Source organism: Mesorhizobium sp. B2-1-3A (genome assembly GCF_006442655.1).
Taxonomy (GTDB): domain Bacteria; phylum Pseudomonadota; class Alphaproteobacteria; order Rhizobiales; family Rhizobiaceae; genus Mesorhizobium.
Map to the genome: position 1 here is coordinate 36,614 of NZ_VFWK01000003.1, position 14,370 is coordinate 50,983.

A 14,370-nucleotide genomic window follows, 5' to 3' on the forward strand; every position below is an offset into this window, starting at 1 on the left:
CTGTGATCCGCGTCAGGCCGCCGAGACACGCCGTCGCGGAAACCGCCAGCCCAACCGGACACCGAGCGTCGCCACTGCGATCAGTACCATGCCGGCGGCCTGTGCCGGCCCAAGCGGATGCCCGTAGATCGCCCAGTCGATGATGATGGCAACGACCGGGTAGATGAAGGTGATGATGCCTATCACCGGCGTCGTCAGGCGCGGAAACGCCGAATTCATCAGCACATAGGCAATACCGGTGTGCAGCACGCCAATGCTGACCAGCCAGCCCCATGAATGCGCGGGAATAGGCTGGCCGATCCCGGCGAAGGGCGCGAGCATGACAATTCCGACGATCGTCTGGCAAAGCACGGTGACTTCTGCGCGCTGCTGGCCCAGACCCTTGGCCAGGATCGTCGCCACCGCATAGAGCAGCGCGGCGACCAGCGTCAGTGCGATGCCCAGCGCCCATGCCGTGCTGGCTTGCGCATGGGAAACCACCAGCCCGCTGGCCAGCACCACGCCAAGGAACGCGCCGAGCATCCACAGCATCTGGTCAAGCGAGATACGCTCCTTCAGGAAGATCACCCCGATGATGACCACGAAGAAGGGTTGGACGTGATAGACGATCGTCGTCGTGGCGATCGACGTCATGGCGAAGCCGGCGAAGAAGGCCGTCCAGCTCAGCACCATGCAGGCCCCGGCAAGCGCTGCCAGCGCGAGACGGGACAAGGACAGGGTGCGGTCCGGCAGATAGCCACGCAGAAGGCACCAAGCGCCGAGGAACGCGGCGCCGAACACGCATCGCCAGAAGACGACGGTGACGGGATGCAATCCCGATTCAGTGACGAAGGCGCCGACCGTGCCGGCGATCGTCATCGCAAAGGCGAGACTCGCGGCCGGAAAACGGGAAGCTGACAGGTCCTTCATCGACGTTTCCTCAAGCGCGCGAGCCCCATCTGGCCAGCAATACAGCTTTCAAACAAGCGAATAGATTTGGAGCAACCTATTCGATATGCTGATAGCACCATGGCCGCTCCGCTTGACCTCAACCTGTTGAAAACCTTCGTCGCCGTCGTCGAGAGTGGCAGCTTGTCCAATGCGGCACCGCGGGTTGGCCGCAGCCAGTCAGCCGTCAGCATGCAGATGCAGCGGCTGGAGGAGATGGTCGGCAACCAGCTTCTGGTGCGCGGTCCCCGAACCGTCACGCCCAACGCGATCGGCGAGGATTTCCTGATCTATGCGCGTCGGCTGCTGAAATTGTCGGACGAGGCATGGGCGAGCGTCACCCGGCCAAAGGAGACAGGCAGCGTGCGCCTTGGCGTGCCGGACGACTATGCCGCGTTCCTGCTGCCACCCGTCCTGTCACGCTTCGCCGAGGATCACCCGCTGGTGACGGTGGAACTGATCTGCGAACAGTCGACCGCACTGGTGAAAACCCTGGCGGAAGGGCGGCTCGATCTGGCGATCGTCACCCGGCTGCCGGAGCAGCCGCTTGACGTGATCCGGCTGGAACGCTTCGTCTGGGTCGCCTCGCCAAACCACGTCGCCTGGCAGACCGATCCCTTGCCCGTCGCTTTGTTCGAGCCGGGCTGCGCCGCCAGGATGAGTGTCCTGCAGGCGCTTGGCGACGCCGATCGCGCCTATCGTTGCACCTATTCCAGCGCCTCGCTGCTGGGCCTGGTCGCGGTCGTGCAGGCCGGCCTGGCGGTCGCCGGTTTGGCGCAGCGCAGCGTGCCGCCGTCGCTGCGCATCATCGGCGGCAATGAAGGGCTTCCAGTACTGCCGGATCTCGAAATCGGCATCCTGCGCAACCCGCTGTCGACGACGCCGGCGGTCGATCGGCTGCACGATTTCCTGCGCCGCGATCTGGCGCGGCAGGCCTGAGGTCATCGTCCGGTTGCGGGAGATCGGCCGGAGGTCCGCCTTGCCAACCCGCCACGATGCAGCGTTTGTTAAGGCCTCGGTCCTATAAGGCCGTCAGCCAAGCTCTTCGGGGTCAGCCATGCTTCGAGCCGTTTCCACAGCCAGTCTTCTTCTGCTTGCCAGCTCCATTGCCGCCCATGCCGGCGGCGACCCCGCGCAGGGCAAGCACGTCTTCAACCGGTGCATCGCCTGCCATGAAGCGGCCAGCGACCGCGACAAGGTCGGCCCGCATCTCATGGGTGTGGTCGGCCGCACCGCCGGTACAGCCGAGAGCTTCCTTGGCCATTATTCCGAAGCGATGAAGAGCGCGGGGGCTGCCGGTCTCGTCTGGGACGAGGCAAATCTTGCCGAATATCTCAAGGCTCCCAAGCTCAAGGTTCCTGGCAACAAAATGGCTTTTGGCGGCCTGACCAACGACGACGACATCGCCAATGTCATTGCCTACCTGAAGGCCGATCCGAAGCCCTGAATGCGCGCCGGCGCGGCTGCGGCCGCGTCGATCTGTTTGCCTGCAACCGGTTAAATTCCCTGTCGAATTCAGCATTTCCACGCCGGCGGGGGCTGACTGTTTTGCCTGCATGAAAGTTCAATGACAGTTGAACCAGTCCCGACGGACCGGCTAATCACGCCATGACCCCACCTGCATTGTCTTTCAAGGCCTTGGCGGATTCTTTTGTTTTCATGCAAGCCTTGTCTTGACGTCTTTCAATCCCCGGAAGCCCCACATATATTCGCCGCTGTTCGCAACCAGCGACCGGAAGCCGAAGCGGGAGGCCCCTATGGCGACATTGCAGAATTTCGACGCCGAAATTGCCAAGACCAAGCAGGTCGTCCAGGATATGCGAACCAAGATCGAGCAGTCCGGCACCGTGCTCGACACACTCGCCACCGCCGACAAGAAGATCGGCGATGCCAATTTCGACATCGAGAACGCCCGCATCGAGGACGTGCTGAAGCAGCAGAAGGTGATGGAAGGCAACATCGCCGACCTGATCATCAGCCTCGAGGATGCCACCAACGTCTTCGGCGCCGAGTTCGAGAGCATGAAGAACTATTCCGGTTGGGAAAATTTCGTCGGCATCTTTTCCGCGCAGCGCAAGCAGCGCCTGCGCACCGACCGCGTCCGCAACATGTCGCTGGCCGGCAATCTGCAGGAATTGCTGGCCAAGTCCGACACCATCGTCGGTATCCTGAAGGCGCAGAAAGAGGTCCTCGACCAGCGCTACAAAACCTCCGAGGCCAGCCTGTCGCAGGTCATCGAGCGCCGCAAGACCACCATGTCCAACCTCGAAGCCGTGCAGAAGCGCATCGAGGAGCTCAACCCGATGCTGCTCGACATCGAAAACAAGATCTCCGTCTCGACCAATCAGAAGGACCGCACGCAGCTCGAGGGCGAGCGCTCGGTGCTCGCCACCGAATACAACGAGAAGCAGGCCAAGGAGCAGGAACTGCTGGCGGAGAGCCAAACGCTGGAGCGCTACACCTCGATGTTCCAGACCTTCGTCGATTCGCTCAACAACCAGATCGCCGCGCAGTCGACGCTGATCAACAAGCTGACCATCGATACCGAACAGCGCATCGTGCTCTACAAGGCGCTGGAAGATTCGCTGAAGACGGCGGCCCAGCAGGATGTCGCCCACAAGATCAACACGCTGGGCAGCCAGGTCGACAACACGGCGGAAGAAACCATGGCCGGCATCGGTGCCGCCTCGCAGAAACACATTGGCGACCTGCTCGAGATGCATGAGAAGAACATGGTCGCCAGCGCCGATATCCAGCGCCGCAAGAAGCTGGCCGACGACGCCTTTGCCCGCCGCTTCGATGAAGTGCTGAAGAAGCACAATTCGGCCAACTACGTGCAGTCATAATTGCCGCGCGCACCGGTGCGACAATCCCAGGGCTGACAGCATGACCCCCGAAAACGACGCGGCGGCGCGGTATTTCTCGGCAATAACGGCCGCGCTCAGCGGCCTTGAAGTGTTCATGCGCGACGACCGCTCGCCGCTCTACCGGCACGGCATCGTCGCCAAGATTGTCGCCGAATATATCGCCCGGCTCGACAAATCCTTCTCCTGCTGGCGCAACCGGCTGGGCTTCATGGACACGTTCCGCATTTCGCGCGCCGAAAGCGGTTTCCCGGTGTTCCAGAACCTGCTCGAACTGGAGAACGACCGTCGGCAGGCTGATGCACGCCTTGCCAACATCCCGCTGGCGGGCGAGCTGCGCGAGGAGATGGCCGACTTCATCCTGCGCCACAAGGAATTCCCCGAAGCGTTGCAGAAGTCGATGGCCGAGCGGCTTTACCTCGAGGACGTCAAGAGCGAGCAGACCTTCAGTCCCTTCACGCTGGCGCAGACCGCCAAGGTCTCGGTCAATCCGAAGACGGCACGGCCCTATTATCTCGTCCATTGGGCCACCTTCGACGGCAGCGCCAACCTGCCGCTGGTCTACATGGTGACAGTGGAGGATTCTTCTGAAAGCATGATCCGCCAGCTCGTCGACCGGGACGGCAAGCTCAACGAAAAGGTCGACATCCCGCTGCCGGTCGACGGCCTGCTCAATCCCGAGCTTGCGCACCGTTTCGACGATTTCACCGAGAAGAATTCCGCCTACACGCTGTCGCCGGCGACGATCGCGGTCAATCTCGACAAGGATTTCGAGCCCCTGCACCCCAAGCAGTTGCGCCGTGTCGTGCTCGGCCCCTTCTATTCCGCGGGGATTACCGACAACAATTCGACGGTGACGGAAGTGCTGGCCAAGGTGCGCAAGCCGGAAAACGCCTGGCTGCTGACCTGGACCATCCAGGAGGTCTATTCCAAGGGTGAGAAGCCCGGCCGTAAAGGGCTGTTTTCCAGCGAGAAGACGACGCAGGAATTCTTCATCAACACCGACGACCTGGAAGCCGCGCGCCAGGGCGTGTCGAGTTACGAGAACCACGCGCTGATCCCGCACGAGGCCTACCAGGCGCTCTACGCCGCCGGCGAGGCACAGAAGATCTTCGGCGGCTACAAGGTCCACATCCTGTCCAACGGACAGGTCATCTCAGACGTCTGACCGTAACACCACGGAGCATCCTTCATGGACACCGGCCTGACCACCATCCCGGAAGCGGCGATCGAGAAGCACCGCGCCACCGCGCAGAGCTTCATCACCCGCATCGTCGTGCTGGAGGATCCCTCGCGCGAATCCGGCACGGCATTGGCCGGCACCAATCGGCGCTTCGTCTCCACCGTCTCGGTCGGCTCGGTGCGCCGCACGCGCGAGGTCGAGCTGTCGAAGACCGTCGGCGCCGTCCATCCCGACGACCAGTTGCTCACCATCCCGCAGCACACGCTTCTGTTTCGCGCCCGGCGCGGCACGGCGATCGCGCTCGCAGTATCGGATGTTTTCGCCGAAGGCTCGGACCTCGAAAGCCTGCAGGCGAAAAACACCCGCGCCCCGCTCGAGGGCGACGAGGCGTCGGCCTTCAAGAAACTCCTGTCGGCCTCGGCTTACATCTCGGCCTTCAGCCTCGCCTCCTATCTGTTCCAGCTTATCGACAGCGATGGCGAGGCGCCCAACGACATCCCCGAGCCGGATTTTCTCTTCGACACGCCGCAGGATGCGGTGAAGTCGATCCTGGCCGGCCTCGACAAGGCGATAGCGGGCTCGAAGGACGATGCCGACCTGGTGACGCGGACACGCGCCTTCGCCCGCGTCGCCATCGATGGGTTGCTGGCCCGCAAAGGCCGCTTCGACGGCATAGGCCCGTTCGAGAACGCCCATATCCGCATCGACGCCGACGACTTCACCCTCGACGGCTTCGACGTCGCGCCCGGCAAGCGCTCCAAGCCGCTGGTGATGACCTTCAAGAGACCGGAAGAGGTCGTCGGCAACCACATCGCCAAATACCAGTCGGTCAAGCTCGCCAAGATGCTGATGGCCTATGATTTCGAGCGCGAGCTGAACCCGTTCGTCGAGCTCGGCGGCTTCCTGTTCACCTTCATCGGCGACGGCGCGCCCGGCACCGGCAAGACGACGCTGATCCAGATGATCGCCGGCCTCGTCAACGGCTACTGCCAGGTCGCCGGCTATCCCTTCGCCTATGAGAATTTCGGCGTCGACCAGATCTCGTCCTACCAGGGCAAGTCAGGCCAGAACTGCCGGCAGTTCATCAACAATGTCTTGAACCCGCGCGTCATCGGCTTCGGCACCATCGACGACATCGACCAGGTGGCGGCACGCCGCTCCGACGACCGCGCCTCGGCCGGCCAGCAGGAGATCACCGGCGTCCTGATGGACGCCTTCGCCGGCGCGGCTACAGTTGTGCGCGGCAATTGCTCGTTCGGCATGTTCTCCAACTATCCCGAAAACGTCGATGATGCGCTGCGCCAGCGCGCCGGCGCCCGCTGGCTGGTCGACGGCCCGCAGACCCGCGACGACTATATCGACATCTTCGTGCTGCTCGCCGGCAAGAACCACAAGATACCGCTCGGCGACCACGAACTCTACGCCGCGCAGGAGATCCAGCGCGCCGTTACCGAGGCTTATGAAGAGCACGAGAAGCCGCAGGAAGACGGGCTGATGAAGGTCTATGAGCGCTACATGAAGGAAAACGGCGCGCCCAAGACGATGGCCGACATCGGCACCTATCTGCACCTGATCAAGGATGCCGAGCCACGCTTCACCGGCCGTGCCATCAAGAACGTCACAGACGCCATCAAGATGCGCGCCATGGACATCGAGCTACCCGACGACTGGTTCGAAAAGCCTGAAGCCTTCATGCACAAGGGCTACGATGAGAAGAAGGCGATGATCGAGGAACTGCGCGGTCCGTTCTCGATGGACATGGTCATGCAGGAGATCAACCGCTACGCCGACTCGGAGTTCCGCTATTCCGACAAATCGGATGATGCAGCTGTCGAAAAGCTGCTGCGCGACGCCCGCCTGCGCGAGAGGGCGGCACGCGAGATGGAGGAGATGAAGAAGAAGGGCAGTTGGAATGCCTAAAGGTACGCAATGACCCCCGCCAAAAAACCCGACCTCCTTCGCGACAACGAGCTGATCTACGGCCGGCTGCTCACCGTCGACGAGCCGCATCTCATCCAGCGCTACAACAAGGCGCTTGCCGCCTTCGGCCTCAAGCCGACCAAGCTCAAGAGTTTCCAGATCGACCGCACCGGGTTCTCGCCCGAAGTGGCCGAGGAATGCGGCGACTACGATTATCTCGACCCCAACGAGGTCAATCGCCGCTTCATCATCCTGACGCCGTCGCAGATCGAACTGCCGGTGGTGCACACCGCCTTCTCCAACACCTCGCAGCTGATGTTCGAGTTCATGTCCAAGAACCAGCGCGCCATCGACGCGCTGACCATCAAGGACGTCATCTACGGCGAGATCGAGGACTCCGTTCCCAAGGTCAACGACATCGAGGACTTGCTGTCGATCAACCAGGTCGAGTTCAAGGTGCTGTCGGCGGAGGATGTGCTGGGCAAGGCCGCCGAACTCGGCAAGCTGGTCGACCGGCTGAAGCAGGAGCCGGACGCCTGGCGCGACAATGCCATGCTGACGCGCATGGTGGACCTGGCGAAGATCTGCGGCGATATCCGCGAGAACGCGCTGGTGCCCGACCAGGTGATCTTCCGCCACAATGCCTACTGGACCAGCCATTTCGGCGGGCTCTACGTGTTCGTCGATCCCGACATGACGACGGTGATCAGCGATCCTGCCGCGCCGGGCTTCCGCCGCTCGCGGCCGTGGCAGGTGAGCTATCTCTCGATCAAGGACGCCGACAAGGTGTTCAAGTTCCTGGCCAGCACCGGCCGCATCGAACTGCCGCGCGCCTCCTGGATCGAGGCGTCGGGCTATCTCGAGCACCGGGCAGAGATGGTGGTGCGTGCACTGATCCGCGACGCCGAGCCGAACCGCAATTTGACCGATGTCGACAAGGTCTGGCTGCAGACCTGGATCCAGAGCCATGCCGACCTGATCACCAGGGACGGCAACTTTCCCTTCCTCAACGCCGCCAAGCGGGAAATCGCCCAGCTTGGCCATCTCAAGATCGAGGATGTGTTCCCGCAGCAGCGCTTCCTGGTGATCCGCGCCAAGCCGGACCATCCCGACGCCTGGCTGACCAACCGGCTGATCTCGGATTTCGTGCCGACCGACTTCGTCTCGCGCTACATCTTCAACAAGCAGGGCTTCTACAAAGACTATGACGGCTTCAGCGACGCCTGGCGATCGCATGTTGTGGACGTTCTGAAAACCACATATTTGAAGGACAAGGTGGCGTTTCGCACACGCCTCTACGGCCTGACTGACTAGAACGAAATGAACCCGTCATTTCGTTCTGACTTATTGTTTTGGCGCATGATGTTATCCAAAAAGTCTGCAACTTTTTGGCATCATGCTGGGGGGTGACACAGCCATGCTCGATCCGATCGTCAATTTCTTCACCCGGATTTTCCAATGGATCGGCCGCGGCATCGGCCTTTTGATCGGCGTCATCCTGTGGCCTTTCATGTGGGCCGGACGCTGGTATACGCAACGCGGCTGGATCCTCAAGGCGGTGGTCGGCCTGGCCCTGCTGGTCTTGATCGGCCTCTACGCCAACTTCTTCTACGCCACCCAGTGGTGGAACAATTTCAACCCCAACTATCCGGACACCTACACTTTCGAGAAGCGCAACGTTTCCGCCGGTGAGCAGGTGACCGCGGGCACCGGCACCGACACGGCCAAGACTTGCGGCAACTCGGGCATTGCCCAGGTGGCCGCGGACCTGACCGACTTCAACGTCAACCAGAATGCCTGGATCTCGTCGATGATCCTCTACAAGCTTGGCCTGTTCGGCATCGACTGGGACAACACGCCCTGGATGGACAACAAGGCCTCGTTCCAGCGTGGCATCAATCAGGCGGTGCGACGCACGGCGACCGAGCTTGCCGACAATCTCGGCCGCGTGCGCACGACCTCGCAGATCGATGCCGACCTGCAGGACGCGCGCGGCAATCTGCAGTTCGACGAATACACCTGGTATTTCGGCGTAAGCCCGTTCGGTCCGAAGACGCCGACGCCGAGCTATTATCGTGACGCCGTGCGCAAGCTGCGCTCGTTCAACGCTCGGCTGGCCACTTGCCAGGCCACTTTCGATGCCCGCGCCGACAATCTGAAGCAGTATATCGACCGCATCGCATCGGATATCGGCTCGACTTCCGCCATCCTGAAGGAGCGCGCCGAGAACCACAACAATGGCTGGTTCGACACCCGCGCCGACGACCGCTACTGGTTCGCCTACGGCCAGCTCTATGCCTATTACGGGCTGATGAAGGGCGCCCAGGCCGATTTCGAGGACGTCCTCAAGGAAAAGCACCTGCAGAGCCTGTGGGACACGATGGACGCTCAATTCGTCTCGGCCCTGCGCATCCAGCCCTTCATCATCGCCAATGGCCGCGAGGATGGCTGGCTGCTGCCGACGCACCTGACGACGATGGGCTTCTACATCCTGCGCGTGCGCTCCAACATGGTCGAAATCAGCAACGTGCTGACGCAGTAGCCTTCGCCAGCCGCAATGCATGTCGCCCAAAAGTGGTCCCGGTTTCGGGAGAACGACATGCGCAAGACAAAAGGCTGAAGCGCGAAGCGCTTTAGTCTGGCGATGGCGAATTTGCGCCGTCGCTTCTGTCGCATTCCGTGCATTGTGCGGCTGTTTTGAGACGGCGGAAGCGCCCCTGCTCTGGCTTCTATACGGCGCGGCAAGCGGAGCCAGAAAGAACCGAGAGCAGGTCGGCCGACCGCAGAGGAATTTTCTCTATAGGAAACATAGTTGCATGAAAGTTGACGCCACGGCAGCGACAGGGTTAGAACATGCCCGCGCTCCCGGTTCCAACCTGCGTGCGATAGAGATCAACCCCGTCCCCTCCACCGTCCAATCCAGAGGAAAGCCGTCATGGCCGAAGTGAAGTCCGACATCGAGATCGCGCGCGCCGCCAAGAAAAAGCAGATCCAGGAGATCGGCCAGAAGATCGGCATCCCGACCGAGCACCTGCTGCCCTATGGCCACGACAAGGCCAAGATATCGGCCGAGTTCATAAAGTCGGTGAAGGGCAACAAGGACGGCAAGCTGATCCTGGTCACCGCCATCAACCCGACCCCGGCCGGCGAAGGCAAGACCACCACCACGGTCGGCCTCGGCGACGGCCTCAACCGCATCGGCAAGAAGGCGATCGTCTGCATCCGTGAAGCCTCGCTTGGCCCGAATTTCGGCGTCAAGGGCGGTGCCGCCGGCGGCGGCTACGCACAGGTGGTGCCGATGGAGGACATGAACCTCCATTTCACCGGCGACTTCCATGCCATCACAACGGCGCACAATCTGCTTTCGGCGCTGATCGACAACCACATCTACTGGGGCAATGAGCTCGGCATCGACACCCGCCGCGTGGTGTGGCGCCGCGTCATGGACATGAACGACCGGGCGCTGCGCGAAATCATCTGCTCGCTCGGCGGCGTCGCCAATGGTTTTCCGCGCGAGGCCGGCTTCGACATCACCGTCGCTTCGGAAGTCATGGCGATCCTGTGCCTTGCCACCGACCTGAAGGATCTGGAAAAGCGTCTCGGCGACATCATCGTCGCCTACCGCCGCGACAAGTCGCCGGTCTATGCCCGCGACCTCAAGGCCGACGGCGCCATGGCCGTGCTTCTGAAGGACGCCATGCAGCCCAATCTGGTGCAGACGCTGGAGAACAACCCGGCCTTCGTTCATGGCGGCCCGTTCGCCAACATCGCCCATGGCTGCAACTCGGTCGTCGCCACCACGACGGCGCTGAAGCTCGCCGACTATGTCGTCACCGAAGCCGGTTTCGGCGCCGACCTTGGCGCTGAGAAATTCTTCGACATCAAGTGCCGCAAGGCGGGCCTCAAGCCGGCGGCAGCCGTCATCGTCGCCACCGTGCGCGCCATGAAGATGAATGGCGGCGTCAAGAAGGAAGACCTCGGCAAGGAAAACATCGAGGCGGTGAAGAAGGGCTGCGCCAATCTTGGCCGCCACATCGAGAATATCAGGCAGTTCGGCGTGCCGGCGGTGGTTGCCATCAACCACTTCTATTCCGACACCGACGCCGAAATCCAGGCGATGAAGGACTATGTCGCCTCGATGGGCGAGGAAGCCATCCTGTGCAAGCATTGGGCCCACGGCTCGGCCGGCATCGAGGACCTCGCCAACAAGGTGGTGGCGCTGGCCGAATCCGGCGCCTCGCAGTTCGCGCCGCTCTATCCCGACGCCATGCCGCTGTTCGAGAAAATCAACACCATCGTCCAGCGCATCTATCGCGGCTCGGAGGCGATCGCCGACAAGTCGGTGCGCGACCAGTTGCACGCCTGGGAGCAGGCCGGCTACGGCAATCTGCCGGTCTGCATGGCCAAGACCCAGTACTCGTTCTCGACCGACCCGAACCTGCGCGGCGCGCCGACCGGCCACACCGTGCCGGTCCGCGAGGTCAGGCTTTCGGCGGGTGCGGGCTTCGTCGTCATCATCTGCGGCGAGGTCATGACCATGCCCGGCCTGCCCAAGGCGCCGTCCTCGGAAAAGATATTCCTCAACGAGGCCGGCCAGATCGAAGGCCTGTTCTAAAATCCTTCAATTCCAAATGGCAAAGGGCGCCGCAGCGATGCGGCGCCCTTTGTGTTTGCGGATATTCCTACGCGGCGTTGCGCGCCAGCGCCCGCTGATTGGAGGCGTAGATCGTATCGCGTTCCGGGAGGGCACCGGTCTTCAGGCACTCGGCCCATTCGGCGGTCTTCAGCACCGCGGCGAAGCGCGACTGCAGGATGATCGTGACCACGCGGTGGATCTCCTCCGCCGAGGCATAGCCGGCGCTGTTGGCATAGGGAACCGAGCCGGTCGCGTCGGACAGGAACTCGACGGCAAACCCCATATGCACGGCATGGATAATGGTCGACAGGTCGCAATTATGCGTCATGTAGCCAACCACCGTGATCGTATCGATGGCATTGGCGCGCAGCCAGTCCTCGAGGTCCGTACCGGTGAAGGCCGAGGGCAGCATCTTCTCGACATAATGGTCGCGGCCGCGCCTGTCGATCTCCGGATGCAGTTCGCCGCCATGGCTGCCCTTGGCGAAGATCGGTGACGTCTCGGGCGCCATCTGCTTGATAACAACCACCTTGACGCCGGCGGCGGCCGCGGCGTCCATGGCGCGCGCCACATTGACGACGCTGTCGCGGAACGGCGGATGCTGGATGGCCAGGTTGCCGCCATCGTAGTCGTTCTGGACATCCACGACGACGAGTGCGCGGCGCGGTGTGGTGTTGGCTCTGTCAGACATGGTGTTTTCCTTCGGGCTTGAATGCGATGGGCTGAAAATAGACCGGTCGACGAGCAGCCAAAAGTGGCCCGATTGACATCATTCGAAAGAATTGGGACAATCCAGCTTCCCACACTGGAAACGCTATGACCGCCCCGATCATTGCAGTGCTTGCCTTCGACGGCATCAGCCCGTTCCATCTCTCCGTGCCTTGCCTGGTGTTCGGCGCGGACCGCACCAGGCTCGGCCTGCCGCGCTTCGACTTCCGCGTCTGCGGGGCCGAGGCAGGCATGATCGAGACGGATGCCGGGCTGAGCATCCTTGTCCCGCATGGGCTCTCCGCGCTCGATGACGCCGACATCGTCATCATTCCGAGCTGGAAGGATCTCGAAGCCCCGCTGGCCAGGCCGATCAACGAAGCACTCGGCCGCGCGCACCGGCGCGGGGCGCTGATCGTCGGCCTGTGCCTCGGCACCTTTGCCATCGCCGCGGCCGGCCTGCTGTCGGGCCGCAAGGCGACCACGCATTGGGCCTATACGGACCAGTTGCAGGCCCTGCACCCCGACATTTCAGTCGATGCCGATGTGCTCTATGTCGATGACGGGGACATTGTCACCTCCGCCGGGGTCGCGGCCGGGCTGGACTGCTGCCTGCATATCGTGCGCGCCCGCTATGGCGCCGAGGCGGCACTGCGGCTCGCCCGGCACGTCGTGCTCTCACCGCACCGTCAGGGCGGGCAGGCACAGTTCATCGAACGCCCCGTGGCAAGAAGCGCGAATGCCGACCGCTTCACCCAGGCGCTTGACGCGGTGCGTACGACGCTCGGCGAAACGCACAGCCTCGACAGCGTCGCCGAATTGGCCGGCCTCACCCGGCGCACCTTTACCCGCCGCTTCCAGAAATCGATCGGCACCAGTTTTGGCGATTGGCTCACCAGCCAGCGCATCGAACTGGCGCAACGGTTGCTGGAAGCCACGGAGAAATCGATGGATATCGTGGCCTTCGAGGCCGGCTTCGGCAGCGCCACATCGCTGCGCCAGCATTTCGCTGCAAGGCTGAGGACATCGCCGGCGCAATACCGGCGGGAGTTTTCCAGACGGGCCGATCAGGACACGCGCGTGGCGCACGTCCTTTCATCCTGAACGGCAAAGGCGCCGTATCGATACGGCGCCTTTGCATTTCCAACCGCCGGGATCAGGCAACGTCTTCCGGCGATGGCGCACGCTTGCGGCCAGTGACCATGGCGCGAACCAGATTCTCGTGGTGACGCAGGCTGGCCAGCAGCACGCCGCCGACATGAAGCCCGATCAGCACCAGGATGCCATTGCCCAGGATCTTGTGCGTGCCCTCGACCCAGGCCACGCCCCACCAGGCATCGGTGGTCTGCATCCAGCCGGTCAGCGCGATCCCTGCCACGCAAGCCAGAAGGGCCAGTACCATGGCGCCGCCGGCAGGGTTGTGGCCTAGATAGCGCCTCTCATCACCCTGCGCCACGTCGGCGAGATAAGCACTCACCGCGCGCGGCCCGCGAACGAACTGACGGAAGCGCGTGTATCCCGATCCCGCCAACCCGGCGATCAAGCGCGAGGCTATCAGAACGCCCGCGCTGTAGCCCGCCAGCTCATGCACCTTCATGATCTCGCCGGAGGACAGCCACGCCACCGCGACGCACAGGACCAGCGACCAGTGAAAGAGGCGGACGTAGGGGCTCCAGACCTTGACCAATTGTTCTCGTGTCGAAACGGTGGCGTTCATGGCGATCAACCGTCGTCGGAATCGGCGCCGACCGACTCGAGCGTCTTGGGATTGAACACGCCTTCCAGCTTCTTGCCGTTGGCGTCGAGCGCCTTGGCTTCATAGCAGCCATTCTCCGTCTTGATGCTGCGAACCTTCCAACCCTCGCTTTCAAGCTTCTTCTGCAGCGCCTCGCGCGGCTGCCACTGATCGGTCGGCACATCGCATTTGTCCGCGGCGAAGGCTGGCCCGGCAACAGCCATCACCAGCGCGGTCAGGATCAAGGTCTTCATCTTGTTTTCTCCATCGGCCAATTCCGATGCCGCGGAACTTGGCTGTGGAACCTGACAGCCACCTGAACGCCCCTCGCCTCGTGCAAAAGCGGCGATTGGCTTTCGTTCAGCTTCCTGTCAGCCTTGTGCAGCATGAAGGCGGC

The 14,370-nt window shown here is 62.5% G+C and carries 13 protein-coding genes; 9 read left to right on the forward strand and 4 right to left on the reverse strand.

Annotated elements, in window-relative coordinates; all coding sequences use genetic code 11:
* Nucleotides 1-12: 12 nt before the first annotated feature.
* Entirely contained in the window at nt 13-909 is an 897-nt protein-coding gene (locus tag FJ977_RS11535) for a DMT family transporter (RefSeq protein ID WP_140771489.1), read from the reverse strand.
* Between the two features lie 99 nt (nt 910-1,008).
* Here FJ977_RS11535 and FJ977_RS11540 point away from each other — a divergent pair, with 99 nt between their 5' ends.
* The 8 genes from FJ977_RS11540 (at nt 1,009) to FJ977_RS11580 (ending at nt 11,509) form a co-directional block, all read left to right on the forward strand.
* Complete coding sequence (locus tag FJ977_RS11540) at nt 1,009-1,866, forward strand: LysR substrate-binding domain-containing protein (protein WP_140771491.1); 858 nt, start codon at nt 1,009-1,011, stop codon at nt 1,864-1,866.
* A 118-nt stretch (nt 1,867-1,984) separates the two neighbouring features.
* Nucleotides 1,985-2,374 (forward strand): cytochrome c family protein, encoded by a 390-nt coding sequence (locus FJ977_RS11545; protein WP_140771493.1) that lies wholly within the window; start codon nt 1,985-1,987, stop codon nt 2,372-2,374.
* A gap of 310 nt (nt 2,375-2,684) precedes the next feature.
* A complete protein-coding gene (locus FJ977_RS11550) occupies nt 2,685-3,773 on the forward strand; it encodes a hypothetical protein (RefSeq protein ID WP_140771495.1) in 1,089 nt (362 codons plus the stop codon).
* Between the two features lie 40 nt (nt 3,774-3,813).
* Complete coding sequence (locus FJ977_RS11555) at nt 3,814-4,959, forward strand: hypothetical protein (RefSeq protein WP_140771497.1); 1,146 nt, start codon at nt 3,814-3,816, stop codon at nt 4,957-4,959.
* Between the two features lie 24 nt (nt 4,960-4,983).
* Entirely contained in the window at nt 4,984-6,894 is a 1,911-nt protein-coding gene (locus FJ977_RS11560; RefSeq protein ID WP_140771499.1) for an ATP-binding protein, read from the forward strand.
* A 9-nt stretch (nt 6,895-6,903) separates the two neighbouring features.
* Entirely contained in the window at nt 6,904-8,208 is a 1,305-nt protein-coding gene (locus FJ977_RS11565) for a DUF6638 family protein (protein WP_140771501.1), read from the forward strand.
* 103 nt (nt 8,209-8,311) lie between these two features.
* Nucleotides 8,312-9,436 (forward strand): DUF2333 family protein, encoded by a 1,125-nt coding sequence (locus tag FJ977_RS11570; RefSeq protein ID WP_140771502.1) that lies wholly within the window; start codon nt 8,312-8,314, stop codon nt 9,434-9,436.
* A gap of 393 nt (nt 9,437-9,829) precedes the next feature.
* Nucleotides 9,830-11,509 (forward strand): formate--tetrahydrofolate ligase, encoded by a 1,680-nt coding sequence (locus FJ977_RS11580; RefSeq protein WP_140771504.1) that lies wholly within the window; start codon nt 9,830-9,832, stop codon nt 11,507-11,509.
* A 67-nt stretch (nt 11,510-11,576) separates the two neighbouring features.
* On the opposite strand, the gene FJ977_RS11585 is transcribed toward FJ977_RS11580, so the two are convergent.
* Nucleotides 11,577-12,221, reverse strand: coding sequence for a cysteine hydrolase family protein (locus FJ977_RS11585; RefSeq protein WP_140771506.1), 645 nt, complete (start codon nt 12,219-12,221; stop codon nt 11,577-11,579).
* Nucleotides 12,222-12,346: 125 nt separating this feature from the next.
* On the opposite strand from FJ977_RS11585, the gene FJ977_RS11590 reads away from it, so the two are divergent.
* Nucleotides 12,347-13,342 (forward strand): helix-turn-helix domain-containing protein, encoded by a 996-nt coding sequence (locus tag FJ977_RS11590; protein WP_140771508.1) that lies wholly within the window; start codon nt 12,347-12,349, stop codon nt 13,340-13,342.
* Between the two features lie 52 nt (nt 13,343-13,394).
* On the opposite strand, the gene FJ977_RS11595 is transcribed toward FJ977_RS11590, so the two are convergent.
* The gene (locus FJ977_RS11595) at nt 13,395-13,955 is read right to left on the reverse strand and encodes a cytochrome b/b6 domain-containing protein (RefSeq protein ID WP_140771510.1); all 561 of its coding nucleotides are present in this window, start codon (nt 13,953-13,955) and stop codon (nt 13,395-13,397) included.
* A 5-nt stretch (nt 13,956-13,960) separates the two neighbouring features.
* A complete protein-coding gene (locus FJ977_RS11600; RefSeq protein WP_140771512.1) occupies nt 13,961-14,227 on the reverse strand; it encodes a PepSY domain-containing protein in 267 nt (88 codons plus the stop codon).
* Between the last annotated feature and the right edge of the window lie 143 nt (nt 14,228-14,370).

Bases quoted from the DNA above. Each gene is read 5' to 3' on its own strand.
- FJ977_RS11535 (WP_140771489.1), bottom strand. From the start codon at position 909: ATGAAGGACCTGTCAGCTTCCCGTTTTCCGGCCGCGAGTCTCGCCTTT.
- FJ977_RS11540 (WP_140771491.1), top strand. From the start codon at position 1,009: ATGGCCGCTCCGCTTGACCTCAACCTGTTGAAAACCTTCGTCGCCGTC.
- FJ977_RS11545 (WP_140771493.1), top strand. From the start codon at position 1,985: ATGCTTCGAGCCGTTTCCACAGCCAGTCTTCTTCTGCTTGCCAGCTCC.
- FJ977_RS11550 (WP_140771495.1), top strand. From the start codon at position 2,685: ATGGCGACATTGCAGAATTTCGACGCCGAAATTGCCAAGACCAAGCAG.
- FJ977_RS11555 (WP_140771497.1), top strand. From the start codon at position 3,814: ATGACCCCCGAAAACGACGCGGCGGCGCGGTATTTCTCGGCAATAACG.
- FJ977_RS11560 (WP_140771499.1), top strand. From the start codon at position 4,984: ATGGACACCGGCCTGACCACCATCCCGGAAGCGGCGATCGAGAAGCAC.
- FJ977_RS11565 (WP_140771501.1), top strand. From the start codon at position 6,904: ATGACCCCCGCCAAAAAACCCGACCTCCTTCGCGACAACGAGCTGATC.
- FJ977_RS11570 (WP_140771502.1), top strand. From the start codon at position 8,312: ATGCTCGATCCGATCGTCAATTTCTTCACCCGGATTTTCCAATGGATC.
- FJ977_RS11580 (WP_140771504.1), top strand. From the start codon at position 9,830: ATGGCCGAAGTGAAGTCCGACATCGAGATCGCGCGCGCCGCCAAGAAA.
- FJ977_RS11585 (WP_140771506.1), bottom strand. From the start codon at position 12,221: ATGTCTGACAGAGCCAACACCACACCGCGCCGCGCACTCGTCGTCGTG.
- FJ977_RS11590 (WP_140771508.1), top strand. From the start codon at position 12,347: ATGACCGCCCCGATCATTGCAGTGCTTGCCTTCGACGGCATCAGCCCG.
- FJ977_RS11595 (WP_140771510.1), bottom strand. From the start codon at position 13,955: ATGAACGCCACCGTTTCGACACGAGAACAATTGGTCAAGGTCTGGAGC.
- FJ977_RS11600 (WP_140771512.1), bottom strand. From the start codon at position 14,227: ATGAAGACCTTGATCCTGACCGCGCTGGTGATGGCTGTTGCCGGGCCA.